Below are 14,918 nucleotides of genomic sequence, written 5' to 3'. Positions count from 1 at the left end.
TTCTTAAAATGTTTTATGTACTTTCAGTTGGAATCCAAAATTGTCTCCATATATCTCTCCCATATCCAATGCAAGGGACGCGTTGAAGCACCAGCCCTTCCATTTACGGGGAATATAGTAAAACGATGCAAAAGTAGAAAAATTTTCTAATATATCGGGTATTGGACGATGAGGAGTTCCCCAAGTTCTGTTGTGGGACAATTTTGCCACATATCTCCACTCACTGCTGATGTCGCCGCTCCATCCCAGATGCAGGGCCTTAACGCGATTGTACTTGAAACTCATATCGCCATCCTTATTATAGATAGGCGATGCTATCAACGGATTGGCTATCGCCATACCCCAATGTGCCCATCCTGGGTAGTAACCGTTGTTGTAGTAGTTGTCGGCTCCTCCGGTCTTACCTACTACAGAATTTTGCAAACCGTGCAGAGGACCGCTCATATTGGTAGTCTGGAGATATTCGATAACGATTCCGTTGATGGCTTGTCTATGGTTGGATTTATATTCCACACCCCATAAGCCATCCCAACCGTTGAGTTTGGCCATGGCGGAGAAGTCATCGAAATGATTGTCCAGATAGGCGCTGATGGAGAAATCTTCCTTAGGACGATAAGTCATTTTGATATATTCGCTACCCAGAAAATTGCCTTGGAAAGCCAGATGTTCACCTACCGGTCCGTCCTCACGCCCGTGGCCGGGGAAGAATACGCGTACGTAATCCTTCCATCCGTTGCCCAAGTCTCCCGATTCGGAACCTCCAATCTTGTATCCTCCGAATTGGGTGTCGAGGGTCATTCCGAGTTCCAGTTGCCATTTTCCTTTGGGTATACCGATACGCAGGAACCCTTCTTTATGATGGTATTTGATACTCTTGGTGTACCAGTATTTTTCTCCGACTTGCTCCCGCTGGTATTTGTTATCTGTAAACCATCCGTACGAGATTTCTCCTTTCAGGCCTAAACGGGGTAGCAACTGTACATACTCGGGTATGCCTATCTGTACTTGTGGGATGGGACGCGCATTACCCGACCAGGTCATGCCACCACTGCTCAGCTCTTGATTCAGCAATGGAGAATTCTGTTCCCGGCTTCCGGCAAAGAATCCAAACCACTTGTAACGGATGTCTACGTAAGCCTGCTGTACAATGAAGGAGGTCGTGCTGAATCCGGCTGCTGCAACCAAATCCAGTGCTTCTTCAAACTTCCATTTTCCAAGTTGGTGTTTGTAGGATATTCCTCCACGTATGTAAGTATTGTTGTCGAGCGAAGTGAGTCCTTGCTGGTTGCTGACCTGCCAAAGAGGAGTATTGTCACCGGTATGCAGGGCTGCTCCATATTCTACGAATGAGGACAGCTGCTGTGCCAGCATCGTGTTCTTTCCTATGAACAAGAAAACCATCAGACAGAAAATAATACGCATAATAGTCTTTTGTTAAGTGTTTAGGTTTGTATACTCTTGCGAGGGCAATTGTCCTTCTATTCTTGACGAGTATAGTTAAACGGTACAAAAGTAGAAATTTTTCCGGTAAAAATTCCTTCTCTTGCCAAAAAACCTTTTTCAAATACATTTTCAATGTGCAATGTTCATAATTTGTTGATAAGAAAAATGCTCTGAAACTAGCGTATATCCGATATTTCCGCTACTTTTGTAGCATGATTGAATTAGCACAGCACATAGAAGTATTGTTATTGGAGAACGATTGTGTCATTGTTCCCGGTTTGGGAGGATTTGTAGCTCATTATACTCCGGCAATGAGAGTAGCGGAAGAGAATGTTTTTCTGCCCCCTACCCGTATTATCGGTTTCAATCCTCAACTGAAGATGAATGACGGCTTACTTGTACAATCCTATATGGCTGTCTATGATACTGATTTTTCTGATGCTACGCGGATTGTAGAAAAAGAAGTGGCGCATATATTCACTGCTCTCCATGAAGAAGGTAAGGTGGATTTGCCCAACATTGGCGAATTGCGTTACTCCATTCATGGTATTTATGACTTTGTTCCCTATGACCACAAGATAACCACTCCTTACTTATATGGGTTGGATAGTTTTGAAATGCAGGAACTGGCGGAACTGAAGAAACCGTACATGGAAAAGACCATCCGTTATTCTGTTTCAGTTGTGCCGGAAGACAAAAAGCGAAGGTTTGAGATTAAATTCAACCGTTCCTATTTGTCGAATGCGGTTGCCATGATTGCAGTGGTTGCCTTGTTTTTCTTTTTGTCTACACCGATAGAGAATACGGAAGTGGTTGAAGGAAATTATGCGCAATTACTTCCGAATGAACTTTTTGAGATGATAGAAAAGGAATCCCTTGCCATTAATCCGATTGTTGTTAGCCGGAAGGCCGACACTCCGAAAGCGTCGGCTCAAAAAAACACGGGGCAGAAGGCAAAGAAAAAGGTGGTTCCGGTTGCCGTAAGAGAGGTTAAGGTGGGCCAAGCTAACGCGCAGAATGCTCCGGTTGTTTCTCAGCCTAAGCAGCAGGCGGCAGAAGTGTCCTCTTCAACATCTGTAACAACAAAGAGTGAAATTCAAAAGACCACAGCAGGGACTGTCGCCCCGTCACTTGTCTCTACACAGAAATACCACGTCATCATTGCCAGTGTAGGTACTGAGAAGGATGCCGAAGCAATGGCAAAGCAACTGATTGAAAAAGGTTACCCTCATGCAAAAGCAATTGTTGGAGATGGTAAAATGCGTGTCAGCATTGAGTCTTGTGGCACAGAAACAGAAGCATATCAGGCATTGAACAGAGTTCGCCAGAATGAAACGTATAAGAACGCTTGGGTATTAAAGAAGTAGAAAGTAATCTACCCTTGCTTTATTTTTTAATTCTTTAATTTTTAACTATCATGAAGCGTATCCGTTGTCCCAAATGTGAGAATTACTTAACATTCGATGAAACCAAGTATACCGAAGGCCAATCACTGGTCTTTGTATGTGACCAGTGTAAGAAGCAGTTCAGTATCCGTTTAGGTAAATCAAAGATGAAAGCCCCTCAAAAGGAAGAACGTCCGGATGAAGCGGAGTTTAAAGAGGCTTTTGGCAGCATCACGGTCATTGAGAACGTGTTTGGTTTTAAGCAGGTACTTCCATTGCAAGAAGGTGACAATATCATAGGCCGGCGTTGCGTGGGGAATGTTATCGATGTGCCGATTGAGACTTCGGATATGAGTATGGACCGGCGTCACTGTATCATTAATGTAAAGCGTAATAAGCAGGGAGTGTTGATTTATACCTTACGCGATGCTCCCAGCCTGACGGGAACTTTCCTTAATAATGAAATTTTGGGTGACAAAGACCGTATTCGCATTGAGGATGGAGCCATTGTAACTATTGGTGCCACTACTTTTATATTGCGGGCAGCAGAGCAGGAAAGCCTTTAGACAAAAAAGAAAACTGTGGCTTAATTATTTCCCATCAAATGTGGTATAAATAAAGCAGACCGTATAAAAACTCCTTTTGTACGGTCTGCTTGTTTAAAATCATAGGAATTAAAGAATACCTTTTACTGTTTCCTGCATGCCTTTTTCTTGGATGGATTTTAAGAAGCAGGTAATCATGTCTGTCAATCCTGGAACGGTATTCAAGTCTCCGTGTTCCCCCCAGATAAGGTCTTTGGCTGCCAATACGCCTTCTGCCACTTTGCGGGTATCCCCCGTTGCCCAAAGGTCTTTCAATAACTGCATGATTTCGGGAGCATCATTCGGGATGATTTCTGTGCCGTCTGCGCGGGTACCTCCTTTGTAGTACGTGATGATGGCAGCCAGTCCCAATACCAGACCTTTCGGCAGTTCTCCTTTACGTTTCAAGTAGGTTTTCAGGCCAGGAAGGTCACGGGTTTGGTATTTAGGGAAAGAGTTCAGCATAATACTGGTTACGGCATGGTCAACAAACGGATTGTTGAAGCGCTCCAATACATCTTCTGCAAACTTTTTCAATTCGTTTTTCGGCAGGTTCAACGTTTCCATCAGCTCGTCAAACATCACTTTATGGATGTATTGTCCGATTATAGGATGCTGGCAGGCATCGCGTACAATATTTACCTCCGACAGATAGGCTACTGGAGACAATACGGTATGAGGTCCATTCAGCAAGGTTACTTTTCTTTCGTGGTAAGGTTCTTCAGAAGGAACAAACAATACATTCAGTCCGGCTTTGTCGGCAGGGAATTCTTCGGCGACTTCTTGCGGAGCCTCGATGACCCATAAATGGAAAATTTCAGCCTGCACTACCAGATTGTCATCGTACTGTATCTTTTCTTTTATAGCGGCAATGTCTTTGCGGGGGAATCCTGGAACGATACGGTCCACCAGTGTTGCATACACACCGCAGGCTTCCTCAAACCAAGCTCTGAACTCATCACCCAATTGCCATAATTCAATGTATTGATAGATTGTCTCCTTCAACTTGTGGCCATTCAGGAAGATGAGTTCGCAAGGGAAGATAATCAGTCCTTTGCTCTTGTCGCCGTTGAATGTCTTGAAGCGGTGATACAACAGCTGTGTCAGTTTGCCCGGATAAGAAGACGCCGGTGTATCTGTCAGCTTACAAGCAGGGTCAAAGGCTATACCTGCTTCCGTCGTGTTGGAAATGACAAAACGCATTTCCGGTTGTTCGGCCAATTTCATGAACTCATCGTTTTGAGTATAGGGGTTTAAGGCACGGCTGATTACATCTATCATAGTCAGACTGTTGATGGTTTCTCCTTTATCCAGACCTTGCAGATTTACATGATAAAGGTCATCCTGGGCATTCAGCATGTTAACCATACCTTTATCGATGGGTTGGACTACTACCACATTGCTGTTGAAATCGGTCTTTTGATTCATGTTATAAATAATCCAATCCACAAATGCGCGAAGGAAATTACCTTCGCCAAACTGGATAATGCGTTCCGGGCGTTGTGCTTTGGGAGCAGTTTCTTTGTTTAATGCTTTCATTTAAAAAATGATTTAAATGGTTGATATGTAATTTTTTAATTATTCAAACTCAAAGTAAAAGTCTATGTTTTCCTTCATCAATATGTCGATGGGCATGTATTTCACTGCAGTGACCGGTCTTTTAAATACCACGTGGTTGCATAAAGTCTTTACGCCACAATAGCCTTGCAGGCCTGGACGTTGACCGATGAGAAAGGTTACTTCACCGGTTTTCAGGAGCTCTGTATTTTTGTGTAAAAGGTCATATCCCACAAGTCCTGCCAGCTTCCACCCCTTTTCGTGCAGATAACTTGCCACTTGATAAACACGGGAATTAAAAACAGCTCCCAGTACGGCTTGGGGATGTTCTTTAAAAAAAGCATCCAATATCCGTCTGTTGCCGTCAGTATCTTCCTTGTGCAACACAATGTCATGGATAGTCAAATCCTTATGTTCCTCGGAAAGGTATTGCATGAACCCCTCGAGGCGGCGTTGCATCTGGATTTCTGCTGGATTGTTTTTCTGATTGTTCAGGAATAACACAAGCTCCTGCCCTTTTTCATAGCTACGCATCAGAATCTTGGCAGCGATGTATCCGCTGGTTTTGGAATCTTGTCCGATATAACACAAGGCATGCGTCTGTTCAATATTGAAGTCTATGAATGCATAGGGAATATCCGCTCCCTCCAAATAAGCAGTGAGTTTTATGGTCTCCTCTCGGAAATTCGGGGCAACAAGTACGGCGTCGGTATTTTCCTCCCGGAGCACAGCACATGCTTCTTTATAGGAGGATTTGTCCGCATGCCGATAGTACAGATAGCTAACTCCAACATTGAACGGCCGTAATTCTTGTGCGGCACGGTCAATTCCCGCTACTACAGCATGCCAATAATCATGTTCTATATAATAAGGTATAATGCAGACAATATGATAGCGCTTTTTAGCCGCCAGCCCGATGGCAAACATATTGGGATGATAATCTATCTCATCGAGTACTTTCTGGACTTTTTCCCTACTGGAAACGGATACGTCTCCGCGGTTGTGCAGTACGCGGTCTACAGTGCCGGCAGAGACGCCGGACATGCGTGCTATGTCTTTAATGGTATAGTTCTTGTTTTCCATCTTGAGGTATGCTGCCTAAGGCAGTAAAGGTGAGACGTCTGAAGCTTAAATATTATAAATATTCGATGCAAAGTTACTACAAAAAAGTGAAATGCGGAAAGATATAGTGATAGAATTGAGTTACAAGGGTTTTAGTTAAAGTGGCGATAATTCGTGAAGCCATTACAATCCTTGCCGAAGCCAAATCTTGACGCCGCAACGTTACTTGTTCGTAACCATGTCCGAAAATGCGACAAACGGGTACGAATGGCGAAACAAGACACTATGTTATAGTGAGTTACCCACAACTCACGTAACAAATACGGTTACGGAAAAAAGATTGCGCCGTTCCTCCCCGTTTTGCGTACCGACACCGGACTCTTCACCAACTAATTTTGAAATCCAAAAATTAAGAACGATGAAGAGTACATTTTCAGTAATCTACTACCTCAAGCGTCAGGTAGTGAAAAAGGACGGGACGGTTCCCGTCATGGGACGCATCACGGTGGACGGCAGCCAGACGCAGTTCAGTTGCAAGTTGAGTGTCGATCCGAAGCTGTGGGACACCAAAGGGGGACGTGTCACGGGCAGAAGCGCGGCGGCACTCGAAACGAACCGTATGCTTGACAAGATGCGGGTGCGCATCAACAGACACTATCAGGAAATCATGGAGCGTGACAACTTCGTCACGGCGGAGAAGGTAAAGAACGCCTTTCTCGGACTGGAACACCGCTACCACACGCTGATGCAGGTGTTCCGTCGGCACAACGAGAACTATGAGAAACAGGTGGAAGCAGGCATGAAAGCAAAAGGTACACTGGAAAAGTACCGTGTCGTTTACAAGCACCTGCAAGAGTTCCTCGACATCCGCTACCATGTGAAGGACATCGCCCTAAAAGAGCTTACTCCCGCTTTCATCTCCGACTTCGAGATGTTCCTGCGCACGGACAAGCACTGCTGCACCAATACCGTGTGGCTGTACGTCTGCCCGCTACGGACAATGGTGTTCATAGCCATCAACAACGAGTGGCTGACACGCGACCCGTTCCGCGAGTATGAAATCAAGAAGGAGGAAACGACACGCAGTTTCCTGACCAAAGACGAAATACGCCTGCTGATGGAGGGGAAACTGAAAAACGCCAAACAGGAACTGTACCGCGACCTCTACCTGTTCTGTGCGTTCACCGGATTGTCGTTCGCGGATATGCGCAACCTCACGGAAGAGAATATCCGTACCTATTTCGACGAACACGAGTGGATAAACATCAACCGCAAGAAAACGGGCGTGGTGTCCAACATCCGCCTGCTTGACATCGCCAACCGCATAATCGGCAAATACCGTGGGCTATGCGAGAACGGCAGGATATTCCCCGTTCCGCATTATAACACGTGCCTTGCCGGTATCCGTGCCGTCGCCAAGCGTTGCGGCATCACCAAGCATATCACGTGGCATCAAAGCCGCCACACGGCAGCCACGACAGTTTTCCTTTCCAACGGCGTACCCATCGAAACGGTCAGCTCCATGCTTGGACACAAGAGCATAAAGACGACGCAGATTTACGCGAAGATAACCAAAGAAAAACTCAATCAGGATATGGAAAACCTTGCCGCAAGGTTAAACAACGTCGAGGAATTTGCAGGTTGCACCATCTAAAAAAGAGGAGCCATGAAACGTGACATAATCATCATAGAGGACAAGGCGGTCAGCGTAACCGGTAACGATGTGTGGATGACCGCCACCGAAATAGCCGGACTGTTCCATACGACCGTCCCGGCAGTGAACGCCGTCATCAAAGCCGTCCGCAAGTCTGACGTGCTGAACGACTACAAGGTGTGCCGCTACATGCAGCTTGAAAACGGGCTGTACGCGGACGTGTACGCGCCTGAAATCATTATTCTGATTGCTTTTCGGCTGAACACCTACAACACCTACCTGTTCCGCATGTGGCTGGTAGGAAAGGTTCTCTCACAAGAGAAGCGGCAAACATACGTGATGTTTATACAGAACGGAAAAACTGCGTACTGTTGAAGATATCAAATGAAAATTATACGAAAGAATTTCTATATGGATCCTTATCTAAATAGCCATATCATATCTCAAAAAATATAGAGGTAATAATATGGCTATTATTTAATTCTTTTGATTTGTCGTTATGCAACGAATTCCGTTCATAAAATGTTTTAATATATATTTGTCAAATGAATGGAGATTAGGTATTTTTTGTTCAAGGTATTCAATTCCTATCGTGTTAAATTCCTGTATAACGATTGTAATCTCTTTAGAATCGTCTTCAAGATTTATAAGACCTGCATTTTGTATCTTTTTACTAATCATCCTCGGTAATCCGTATTCTTCAAGTTGAAATACAATTTTAGGTAAAAAGGCATTTGATGCTTTATATACAAAATTGGCGATATTTGAGGAATTAGGATAAAGTTCTTGACGTATAATATTAATTACCGCAATAATAGATGAGAGATTAAAGGATACATATCTTTCAAATGTAAATATATCCTCATATGTAATACCATAATCTTTTACTGTGTTATATAGCTCTTTTATAGTCATTTTCCATCCATTACTACATGCACATGCATAATACCGTAAATGTCCTTTTCGATGATATTCCAAAATTTCTATGATATCTCCTAAAGCATCCCTCCATTCCCATGTATTATTGTTTTGTAAAGCATCGCAATTTGTTGGCCAATTGGAATCAGTTTTCAATTTTTCCGCAATTATCTTTAACATTGATGGTTTACAACTTCTGATTTGTGGTATTCTTTCAATTCTATGCCAAATATCCGTTCCAAGAAGTTCTATCATTTCATCTTGATATCGTTGAATTTTTACATATTGTTCATTATTCAATTTTATACCGGGGTCATTTCCATCAAGTTTTTTTACTACATCATCAGGAAACTCTAATCTCAATTTAGTATTTTCTTGACTTGGTGGCTCTTCAAGCATATAGACACGACCTACAAAATAACGAAACATTCTGCCTGCGCGTCCAATGATGTTGCGAAAGGTAAAATAATCAATCTTATGAGCCCCGTTCTTATTTGACCATAAAACGACACTCTCTGCTTGAGTATTTACTCCTTCAATTATAGACGAGGTCGATACCAAATAATCTAACCCATTCTGTTCTTCAAATAGTTTTATTTGAATTTGACTAAGAGAACGATGTAGCTGACCATTATGAATACCAATACCATGTTTGACTAAATCTTTAAGAATATACTTTTCTCCATAATTGCATTCCAGCCAATCAGAAAAATTAGCAAGCAGTTCAGAGTCTTTATTATATAAATTTCTGTTAAGAATTGTTGTTACTTCTTCAATTCCCTTATATGTGCCGGTATATATCAAAGCTTTACCTATACCTGTATTTATTAATTCAATAAGTTTACGTGTCTTAAAACTCTGTTTATCTTCATTCTTTGGTCTGCTTTTATATAACCGCCATGCATGCGTTACAACGGTCTTAAAATCCATACGCAGAAATGTCATCCCTTCAGTGAATACATTTTCTTCTATTTCATGGATATTTGGGGCAAGATAATATCTTTGTTTAGCTTTCTTTCCGAGTTCTACCATTGAACTGAGTAAAGTGGAGCTTCTTTCAAGATCAAAATTTGTACTTGCCTTATAAAACTCATCAACGATTAGAATATCAATTGAAGGAAGTTTATCTATATAGGCAAAAGCTCTTTCTTGCGGAAATACCAATATGTTTTTCTCCGCAAGTTCTACATCTGTTGTTGTAATTATTTTATATTGATGAGAGAATTTTCGGCAAATTCGTCTTCTTGTTTCATCTGCAAGAGCAACCGTAGGTACTAATATTACAACATTAATTGGTTGTTTAATCGCAATAAATGCATCAATAACAAAACTTTTACCAAAACTTGTAGGAGCACTCACCGCAACGCTTTTCCCTTCTAATAACTTCTTTAATACCTGTGATTGAGCAGTATGTAAGACACAAGGTTTTCTTTCTCCAATATTAACTTTAAAAACTTCACATACAAACCGATCTTCCCAAGATGCAGTATATGTATCAATATACGGTAAAAGCCCCACTTCACGAATAAGATGGTTGACTAATTCCATATATGAATTATTGTTAGTACCATTAATCTCATGAAGTAATGTAATTACTTTGGATCTTGCATTACTTATATCACCAGCATTTAGAACATTACTTATATCTAAACATGTATTATATATATCATTCGTCTGCATCATTTTTGAGATTTTTTGCTTGTGAAATAAACCAGTTTACTATTTTTGTTTTATCAGGAACAGGAAAAAGAATCAAATGAAAGTTTATTTCCGAATACTTATGAACAGAACTAAGCTTGTTGATCTGCTTCTTAAAAAACGAATGAGCACGATCTCTATGAAAAGAAATAATACTATTTTTATACTCATCACTCATTTCAGTAGTACTTGCTGTTATCTGGCATTCATGTAATAAAAGAATAGGTATATGTAGTTTGGGTTTTATTTCGTCAATGGAAGTATTCTCATCGAAACATTCTTTTATCTTTTTAAGTAATGTTTGGTTTTCAATTTGTTTATCAAGTTCATTGAGATTGGTCATTATTCCGCATTCCTTTTTCATAATAGGTTTGCGCAACATTTGTTCAACAGAATTTATTGGTTCGTATAATCGCGCATCCTCAAGAGAATTATAAAATTTAGCTTCTCCTAACCAAAGTTGAAAGCCTCCATTTGGGTCAATTACAATGTGTACAGAATCAGAGCCCTTTGCATTATCATTATCATTCTGTTTATAAAAAATTTTAGGTATTGCAGATAAGGCTTTATAATGGTTCTTCATTATGCCATATAGAATAATTTCCGCTATTTCACTTCCCTTTCCATTCTGCTCTTTGTCAACAAGTCGTAAATGTTTGGCAGCCTCAATAAGCCTACCGTAATCATTATCTATTAATTTCTCTCGTTCTTGTGCAGACAAAGCTGTTTCTGCAATATTACTGAAAACAAATTCTTTGAATTGACGATATCTCCAACTGCCATCTTCAAAGCCATTAGCAACTGATAATAACCTGTCATTATGATCTGGATTTATTTCTTGCTTTTTTGTATTAAAATTAACAAAACAATCATCAACTAATATATCAAAATTCCAAATTTTATTGCTCATACACTTTATTTACATGCTTAAAAATGGTGAAACATCTATATTCCTTTAGATACTATTTTTTTGTATGACAAATAAGTTCATGAACATCAACATCAAGCAAATTTGCAATACGAACAAATGTGTACAAATCAGGTTGAGAATGATTATTACACCATTTAGATACTGTTGCAGGATCTTTCTGTAATTGTTTTGCCAACCATTTGCTCATAACTCCTTTTTCTGATAGTACATTTTTAATGTTGTTTAAAATTGCCATTACAATTAATTTTTAGATTGCGTTAAATGCAAAGTTACAACTTTTTATTAACTATATGAATTTCTAACGATAGAAATTGGTTGGATCAATCAAAAAACTGGTTTTAAGGTCATTAAAACACCCAAGTATATAAAAAGTAAACGGGCAGCACCACAAAATGTCGCCCGTTTCCTTTTTCATGTTGGCCGCCTCACTCCAGCGGCTTGCGGTAGTTCGCTTCCAGCACCTCGCGCAGCCCCGTTTCCGGGTAAAGCACCTTCCCTCCCAAAAGTATGAAGGACAACACGCGGTTGTTGCGGTATTCCTGCAAGGTGCGTCGGCTGACACGGAGCAGTTCCGCCACCTCACCGTCAGTCAGGTAACGTTCCCCGTCCAGCGGAGGGCGGTAACTTTCCAGAAATACAGACAGCCATTTCGAGCCTTTGCGCATATCCTGCATCACAGAGGCTATCGGCTCGTCTTCCATCGTAAAAACATCGTTGGTCTCGTTCATCATAACTTCGGATTCAGTGGGTGAATAAATCAAATCATCTGCCGTGCGAATAGAGCGTGCCGATAAGCGGTATCAACCTCTTAACCTCCTCCGGCTTGTAATAGAACCTGCGGTTTATCTGCGAGTAGCCGATAAGCCGCCTGTCGCGCAGCGTCTGCAACGTGCGCGGGCTTATTCTCAACTGCCCGCAGACCTCCTCGCCCGTGAGCCATCTTTCCATGCGCCCCGTGTCGCTTTTGCGCCTTAGGGCGGCGACCTTCTCCGAGAGTGCGCCGAATGCCGCCACCATCATCTCGAAAGTCTTTTTCTCGATAGATACTATTTCCATATTCATGCAATTATCGGTTTGCCCGCAAAGGTAACGATGCAGCCCTTAACACGTACCGTTTTCCGCTGAAAGGCTGCCTGTTGCACCGTTTGACCGGGTTACGGAGCCATCTTCCGTAAAAATCTTACGTGAGTCACGTAGTGAGTTGTTAAAGCCCCTTTTGTTTATTGCCGAATTTTGTCGCAGAAACATAGAGCAAGCCGAGTGTAGAGCGTCAAACTTGCTTGAACGGTATGCCGAGGCGCAGCCTATGTTCATGAAAATAAACAAAAATAAAGGACTGAATATGAAAGTGATAACGATGGAAAGTTCTGCCTTCCGGTCATTGACGGAACAGATAGCGGAGATTGCGGCACACGTCCGTGCCGCCTCCGGCGACAAGAAAGCGGCATCGCCCGACAGGTTGCTCACCACACGCGAGGCGGCGCACCTGCTTAACGTGAGTACCCGCACCCTCCAGCGTATGCGCAGCGAGCAACGCATCGGTTATGTCGTGCTTCGCGGTAAATGCCGCTACCGGCAGTCGGAAATAGACCGCCTGCTTGAAGCGTGTGCCGTCAACGAGGACGCGGCGACACCGCAGGAATTGAAACGCAACCACACGCTGCGCACTGGCGGCAAACCAAAAGGAAGGAGGACATAGGTCATGGAACTGCTCACACGAAACAACTTCGAGGGCTGGATGCAGAAGCTGATGGAACGGCTCGACCGTCAGGACGAACTGCTGCTGGCGATGAAGGCTGAGGGGAAACAGCCTACTATCACGGAAAGCATCCGCCTTTTCGACAATCAGGATTTGTGCATGCTGCTCCAGATAAGCAAGCGCACACTGCAACGCTACCGCAGTGTCGGCGCATTGCCCTACAAGACACTGGGCAAGAAAACCTATTACAGCGAGGAGGATGTGCTGACATTCCTTTCCAACCATATCAAGGACTTCAAAAAAGAAGATATAGCCTTCTACAAGGCTCGTATCCATAATTTCTTTCATAAATAACCCATTAAAACATTTTTCAAATGGCAAAGAAAAAAGACGAAAAGGACGTGCTGGTAGTCCGTGACGAGAAGACGGGCGAGATCAGCGTGGTAGCCGGGCTGAATGCAGACGACACACCCAAGCGTACCCCTGCGAAAGCTGAGAACGCGCAGAGTTTCCTGCAATTCGACCGACACGGCGACGTGCTGGACAACTTCTTCAAGAACTTCTTCCGGCAGTGCAAGGAACCCAGCCGCTTCGGTTTCTACCGCATCGCGGCAGACCAAGTGGATTCCATGCTTGGCGTGATGAAAGACCTGCTTCAGCATCCGTACCAGAACAAACAAATCCTTGCACCGCACAAAATCGACACCTTCCCTTATCAACAGCAGGTGCAGGAAGAGATGGCGGCACAAAAGACAGAGAAACAAGAACCTCAAAAACAGGAAAACATGGAACAACAGAAAGAACAGCAGGAAAGCCCGCAACAGACGCAGGGCAGACAGGGCTACCAACCCATCAACGAGAGCAAAATCAACTGGCAGGAGCTGGAGGACAGATGGGGCGTGAAGCGTGACGACCTTGAAAAGTCCGGAGACCTTACGAAGATGCTCCACTACGGCAAGTCCGACTTGGTAAAGGTCAAGCCCACCTTCGGCGGCGAATCATTCGAGCTGGACGCCCGCCTCTCCTTCAAGAAGGACGGCGAGGGAAATGTCAGCCTCGTGCCGCACTTCATCCGCAAGGAGCAGAAGTTAGATGAGTACAAGGAACACAAATTCTCCGACGATGACCGGAAGAACCTGCGCGAAACGGGCAACCTCGGCAGGGTCGTGGACATTGTGGACAGGGAAACGGGCGAAATCATCCCCTCCTACATCAGCATCGACCGCAAGACGAATGAAATCACGGACATTCCGGCAAACAAGGTGCGCATCCCGGAGCGCATCGGCAAGACGGAAATCACCAAACAGGAGCAGGACATGCTCCGCGCCGGACTGCCCGTGCGCGACAAGCTCATCGAGCGCAACGACGGCAGGAAGTTCGTCACCACCCTTCAAGTGAACGTGGAGCAGCGCGGCGTGGAGTTCGTGCCGGGAACCGGAAGGTCGCCCCGTACCGCACAGACGCAGGAAGCCAAAGGTGACACCTCGAAAAGTCAGGCGCAAGGCGGGGAAAATGCCGCACAGACCAAGAAGGAGCAACGCCGCAACACGTGGATGAACGAGGACGGCAGCATCCGCCCCATCAGCAAATGGAGCGGCGTGAACTTCACCGACAAGCAGAAAGCCGACTACGTGGCGGGTAAAGCCGTGAAACTGGAGAACGTGACCGACAAGCAGGGCTTCCATGCCACGATGTATATCAAGTTCAACCCGGAGAAGGGCCGCCCGTACCGCTACGAAACGAACCCCGACAACGCCCAGCAGGTCGCCCCGTCCAACGAGAGCCGCACACAGGTGGCGGTGAACAACGAGGGCAAAACCAACGAGGCGACAAAGAACCTGAAAGAGCCTTTGCAGAAAGGTCAGACCGCCCCAAAGGACGACCGCCAGCAACAGCAGCAGGAGAAGCCGAAAAAGAAGAACAACAAAGGCATGAAAATGTAATCCCGTGTCCGCCACTGAATCCAAAATAAAATCCAAAGTATCAA

At 43.9% G+C, this 14,918-nt stretch carries 15 protein-coding genes; 7 read left to right on the top strand and 8 right to left on the bottom strand.

Features of this window, described 5'->3' with window-relative positions; genetic code table 11:
* Positions 1–3 precede the first annotated feature (3 nt).
* Positions 4–1,422 (bottom strand): capsule assembly Wzi family protein, encoded by a 1,419-nt coding sequence (locus DXD65_RS17685; protein WP_005837139.1) that lies wholly within the window; start codon positions 1,420–1,422, stop codon positions 4–6.
* Between the two features lie 233 nt (positions 1,423–1,655).
* On the opposite strand from DXD65_RS17685, the gene DXD65_RS17680 reads away from it, so the two are divergent.
* Complete coding sequence (locus tag DXD65_RS17680; RefSeq protein ID WP_117681603.1) at positions 1,656–2,810, top strand: SPOR domain-containing protein; 1,155 nt, start codon at positions 1,656–1,658, stop codon at positions 2,808–2,810.
* A 50-nt stretch (positions 2,811–2,860) separates the two neighbouring features.
* Entirely contained in the window at positions 2,861–3,394 is a 534-nt protein-coding gene (locus DXD65_RS17675; protein ID WP_005825486.1) for an FHA domain-containing protein, read from the top strand.
* A 108-nt stretch (positions 3,395–3,502) separates the two neighbouring features.
* On the opposite strand, the gene DXD65_RS17670 is transcribed toward DXD65_RS17675, so the two are convergent.
* Complete coding sequence (locus tag DXD65_RS17670; protein WP_117887837.1) at positions 3,503–4,951, bottom strand: tagaturonate reductase; 1,449 nt, start codon at positions 4,949–4,951, stop codon at positions 3,503–3,505.
* A gap of 39 nt (positions 4,952–4,990) precedes the next feature.
* Complete coding sequence (locus DXD65_RS17665; protein ID WP_117887836.1) at positions 4,991–6,052, bottom strand: substrate-binding domain-containing protein; 1,062 nt, start codon at positions 6,050–6,052, stop codon at positions 4,991–4,993.
* Positions 6,053–6,449: 397 nt separating this feature from the next.
* Between DXD65_RS17665 and DXD65_RS17660 the strand changes: the two genes are divergently transcribed.
* Entirely contained in the window at positions 6,450–7,685 is a 1,236-nt protein-coding gene (locus tag DXD65_RS17660) for a site-specific integrase (protein ID WP_002561011.1), read from the top strand.
* A gap of 12 nt (positions 7,686–7,697) precedes the next feature.
* Positions 7,698–8,060 (top strand): hypothetical protein, encoded by a 363-nt coding sequence (locus DXD65_RS17655; protein ID WP_002561010.1) that lies wholly within the window; start codon positions 7,698–7,700, stop codon positions 8,058–8,060.
* 102 nt (positions 8,061–8,162) lie between these two features.
* On the opposite strand, the gene DXD65_RS17650 is transcribed toward DXD65_RS17655, so the two are convergent.
* The 5 genes from DXD65_RS17650 to DXD65_RS17630 form a co-directional block, all read right to left on the bottom strand.
* Positions 8,163–10,286: a DEAD/DEAH box helicase gene (locus DXD65_RS17650; RefSeq protein ID WP_004355287.1), complete on the bottom strand. Its 2,124-nt coding sequence runs from the start codon at positions 10,284–10,286 to the stop codon at positions 8,163–8,165.
* On the bottom strand, positions 10,270–11,211 hold the full coding sequence (locus tag DXD65_RS17645) for a DUF1837 domain-containing protein (protein WP_002561007.1): 942 nt from the start codon (positions 11,209–11,211) through the stop codon (positions 10,270–10,272). Before DXD65_RS17645 ends, DXD65_RS17650 begins: the two co-directional genes overlap by 17 nt.
* A gap of 52 nt (positions 11,212–11,263) precedes the next feature.
* Positions 11,264–11,467: a helix-turn-helix transcriptional regulator gene (locus tag DXD65_RS17640; RefSeq protein ID WP_002561006.1), complete on the bottom strand. Its 204-nt coding sequence runs from the start codon at positions 11,465–11,467 to the stop codon at positions 11,264–11,266.
* A 190-nt stretch (positions 11,468–11,657) separates the two neighbouring features.
* A complete protein-coding gene (locus tag DXD65_RS17635; protein ID WP_002561005.1) occupies positions 11,658–11,963 on the bottom strand; it encodes a helix-turn-helix domain-containing protein in 306 nt (101 codons plus the stop codon).
* Positions 11,964–11,994: 31 nt separating this feature from the next.
* Positions 11,995–12,294 (bottom strand): helix-turn-helix domain-containing protein, encoded by a 300-nt coding sequence (locus DXD65_RS17630; RefSeq protein WP_019131010.1) that lies wholly within the window; start codon positions 12,292–12,294, stop codon positions 11,995–11,997.
* A gap of 280 nt (positions 12,295–12,574) precedes the next feature.
* On the opposite strand from DXD65_RS17630, the gene DXD65_RS17620 reads away from it, so the two are divergent.
* Genes DXD65_RS17620 through DXD65_RS17610 form a run of 3 tightly spaced genes read left to right on the top strand, consistent with a single transcriptional unit; the run spans position 12,575 to position 14,874 of the window.
* Positions 12,575–12,931 carry a helix-turn-helix domain-containing protein gene (locus DXD65_RS17620; protein ID WP_002561004.1) on the top strand — a complete coding sequence of 119 codons (357 nt, stop codon included), beginning with the start codon at positions 12,575–12,577 and terminating at the stop codon, positions 12,929–12,931.
* A 3-nt stretch (positions 12,932–12,934) separates the two neighbouring features.
* Positions 12,935–13,285, top strand: a complete 351-nt coding sequence (locus DXD65_RS17615; protein ID WP_004291454.1) for a helix-turn-helix domain-containing protein — start codon at positions 12,935–12,937, stop codon at positions 13,283–13,285.
* A gap of 20 nt (positions 13,286–13,305) precedes the next feature.
* On the top strand, positions 13,306–14,874 hold the full coding sequence (locus tag DXD65_RS17610; protein ID WP_002561002.1) for a DUF3945 domain-containing protein: 1,569 nt from the start codon (positions 13,306–13,308) through the stop codon (positions 14,872–14,874).
* The last annotated feature ends 44 nt before the right edge of the window (positions 14,875–14,918 follow it).

This window comes from Bacteroides sp. 4_1_36 (assembly GCF_003466325.1).
Taxonomy (GTDB): Bacteria; Bacteroidota; Bacteroidia; order Bacteroidales; family Bacteroidaceae; genus Bacteroides; species Bacteroides uniformis.
The sequence above is the reverse complement of the archived record's forward strand: the minus strand, read 5'-3'. Positions and strand labels throughout refer to the sequence as shown.

What these genes read in the sequence shown, in the direction of transcription:
- DXD65_RS17645 (WP_002561007.1), bottom strand. Translation starts at nt 11,211, where the DNA reads ATGAGCAATAAAATTTGGAATTTTGATATATTAGTTGATGATTGTTTT.
- DXD65_RS17670 (WP_117887837.1), bottom strand. Translation starts at nt 4,951, where the DNA reads ATGAAAGCATTAAACAAAGAAACTGCTCCCAAAGCACAACGCCCGGAA.
- DXD65_RS17615 (WP_004291454.1), top strand. Translation starts at nt 12,935, where the DNA reads ATGGAACTGCTCACACGAAACAACTTCGAGGGCTGGATGCAGAAGCTG.
- DXD65_RS17655 (WP_002561010.1), top strand. Translation starts at nt 7,698, where the DNA reads ATGAAACGTGACATAATCATCATAGAGGACAAGGCGGTCAGCGTAACC.
- DXD65_RS17620 (WP_002561004.1), top strand. Translation starts at nt 12,575, where the DNA reads ATGAAAGTGATAACGATGGAAAGTTCTGCCTTCCGGTCATTGACGGAA.
- DXD65_RS17635 (WP_002561005.1), bottom strand. Translation starts at nt 11,963, where the DNA reads ATGATGAACGAGACCAACGATGTTTTTACGATGGAAGACGAGCCGATA.
- DXD65_RS17685 (WP_005837139.1), bottom strand. Translation starts at nt 1,422, where the DNA reads ATGCGTATTATTTTCTGTCTGATGGTTTTCTTGTTCATAGGAAAGAAC.
- DXD65_RS17630 (WP_019131010.1), bottom strand. Translation starts at nt 12,294, where the DNA reads ATGAATATGGAAATAGTATCTATCGAGAAAAAGACTTTCGAGATGATG.
- DXD65_RS17680 (WP_117681603.1), top strand. Translation starts at nt 1,656, where the DNA reads ATGATTGAATTAGCACAGCACATAGAAGTATTGTTATTGGAGAACGAT.
- DXD65_RS17610 (WP_002561002.1), top strand. Translation starts at nt 13,306, where the DNA reads ATGGCAAAGAAAAAAGACGAAAAGGACGTGCTGGTAGTCCGTGACGAG.
- DXD65_RS17675 (WP_005825486.1), top strand. Translation starts at nt 2,861, where the DNA reads ATGAAGCGTATCCGTTGTCCCAAATGTGAGAATTACTTAACATTCGAT.
- DXD65_RS17640 (WP_002561006.1), bottom strand. Translation starts at nt 11,467, where the DNA reads ATGGCAATTTTAAACAACATTAAAAATGTACTATCAGAAAAAGGAGTT.
- DXD65_RS17660 (WP_002561011.1), top strand. Translation starts at nt 6,450, where the DNA reads ATGAAGAGTACATTTTCAGTAATCTACTACCTCAAGCGTCAGGTAGTG.
- DXD65_RS17665 (WP_117887836.1), bottom strand. Translation starts at nt 6,052, where the DNA reads ATGGAAAACAAGAACTATACCATTAAAGACATAGCACGCATGTCCGGC.
- DXD65_RS17650 (WP_004355287.1), bottom strand. Translation starts at nt 10,286, where the DNA reads ATGATGCAGACGAATGATATATATAATACATGTTTAGATATAAGTAAT.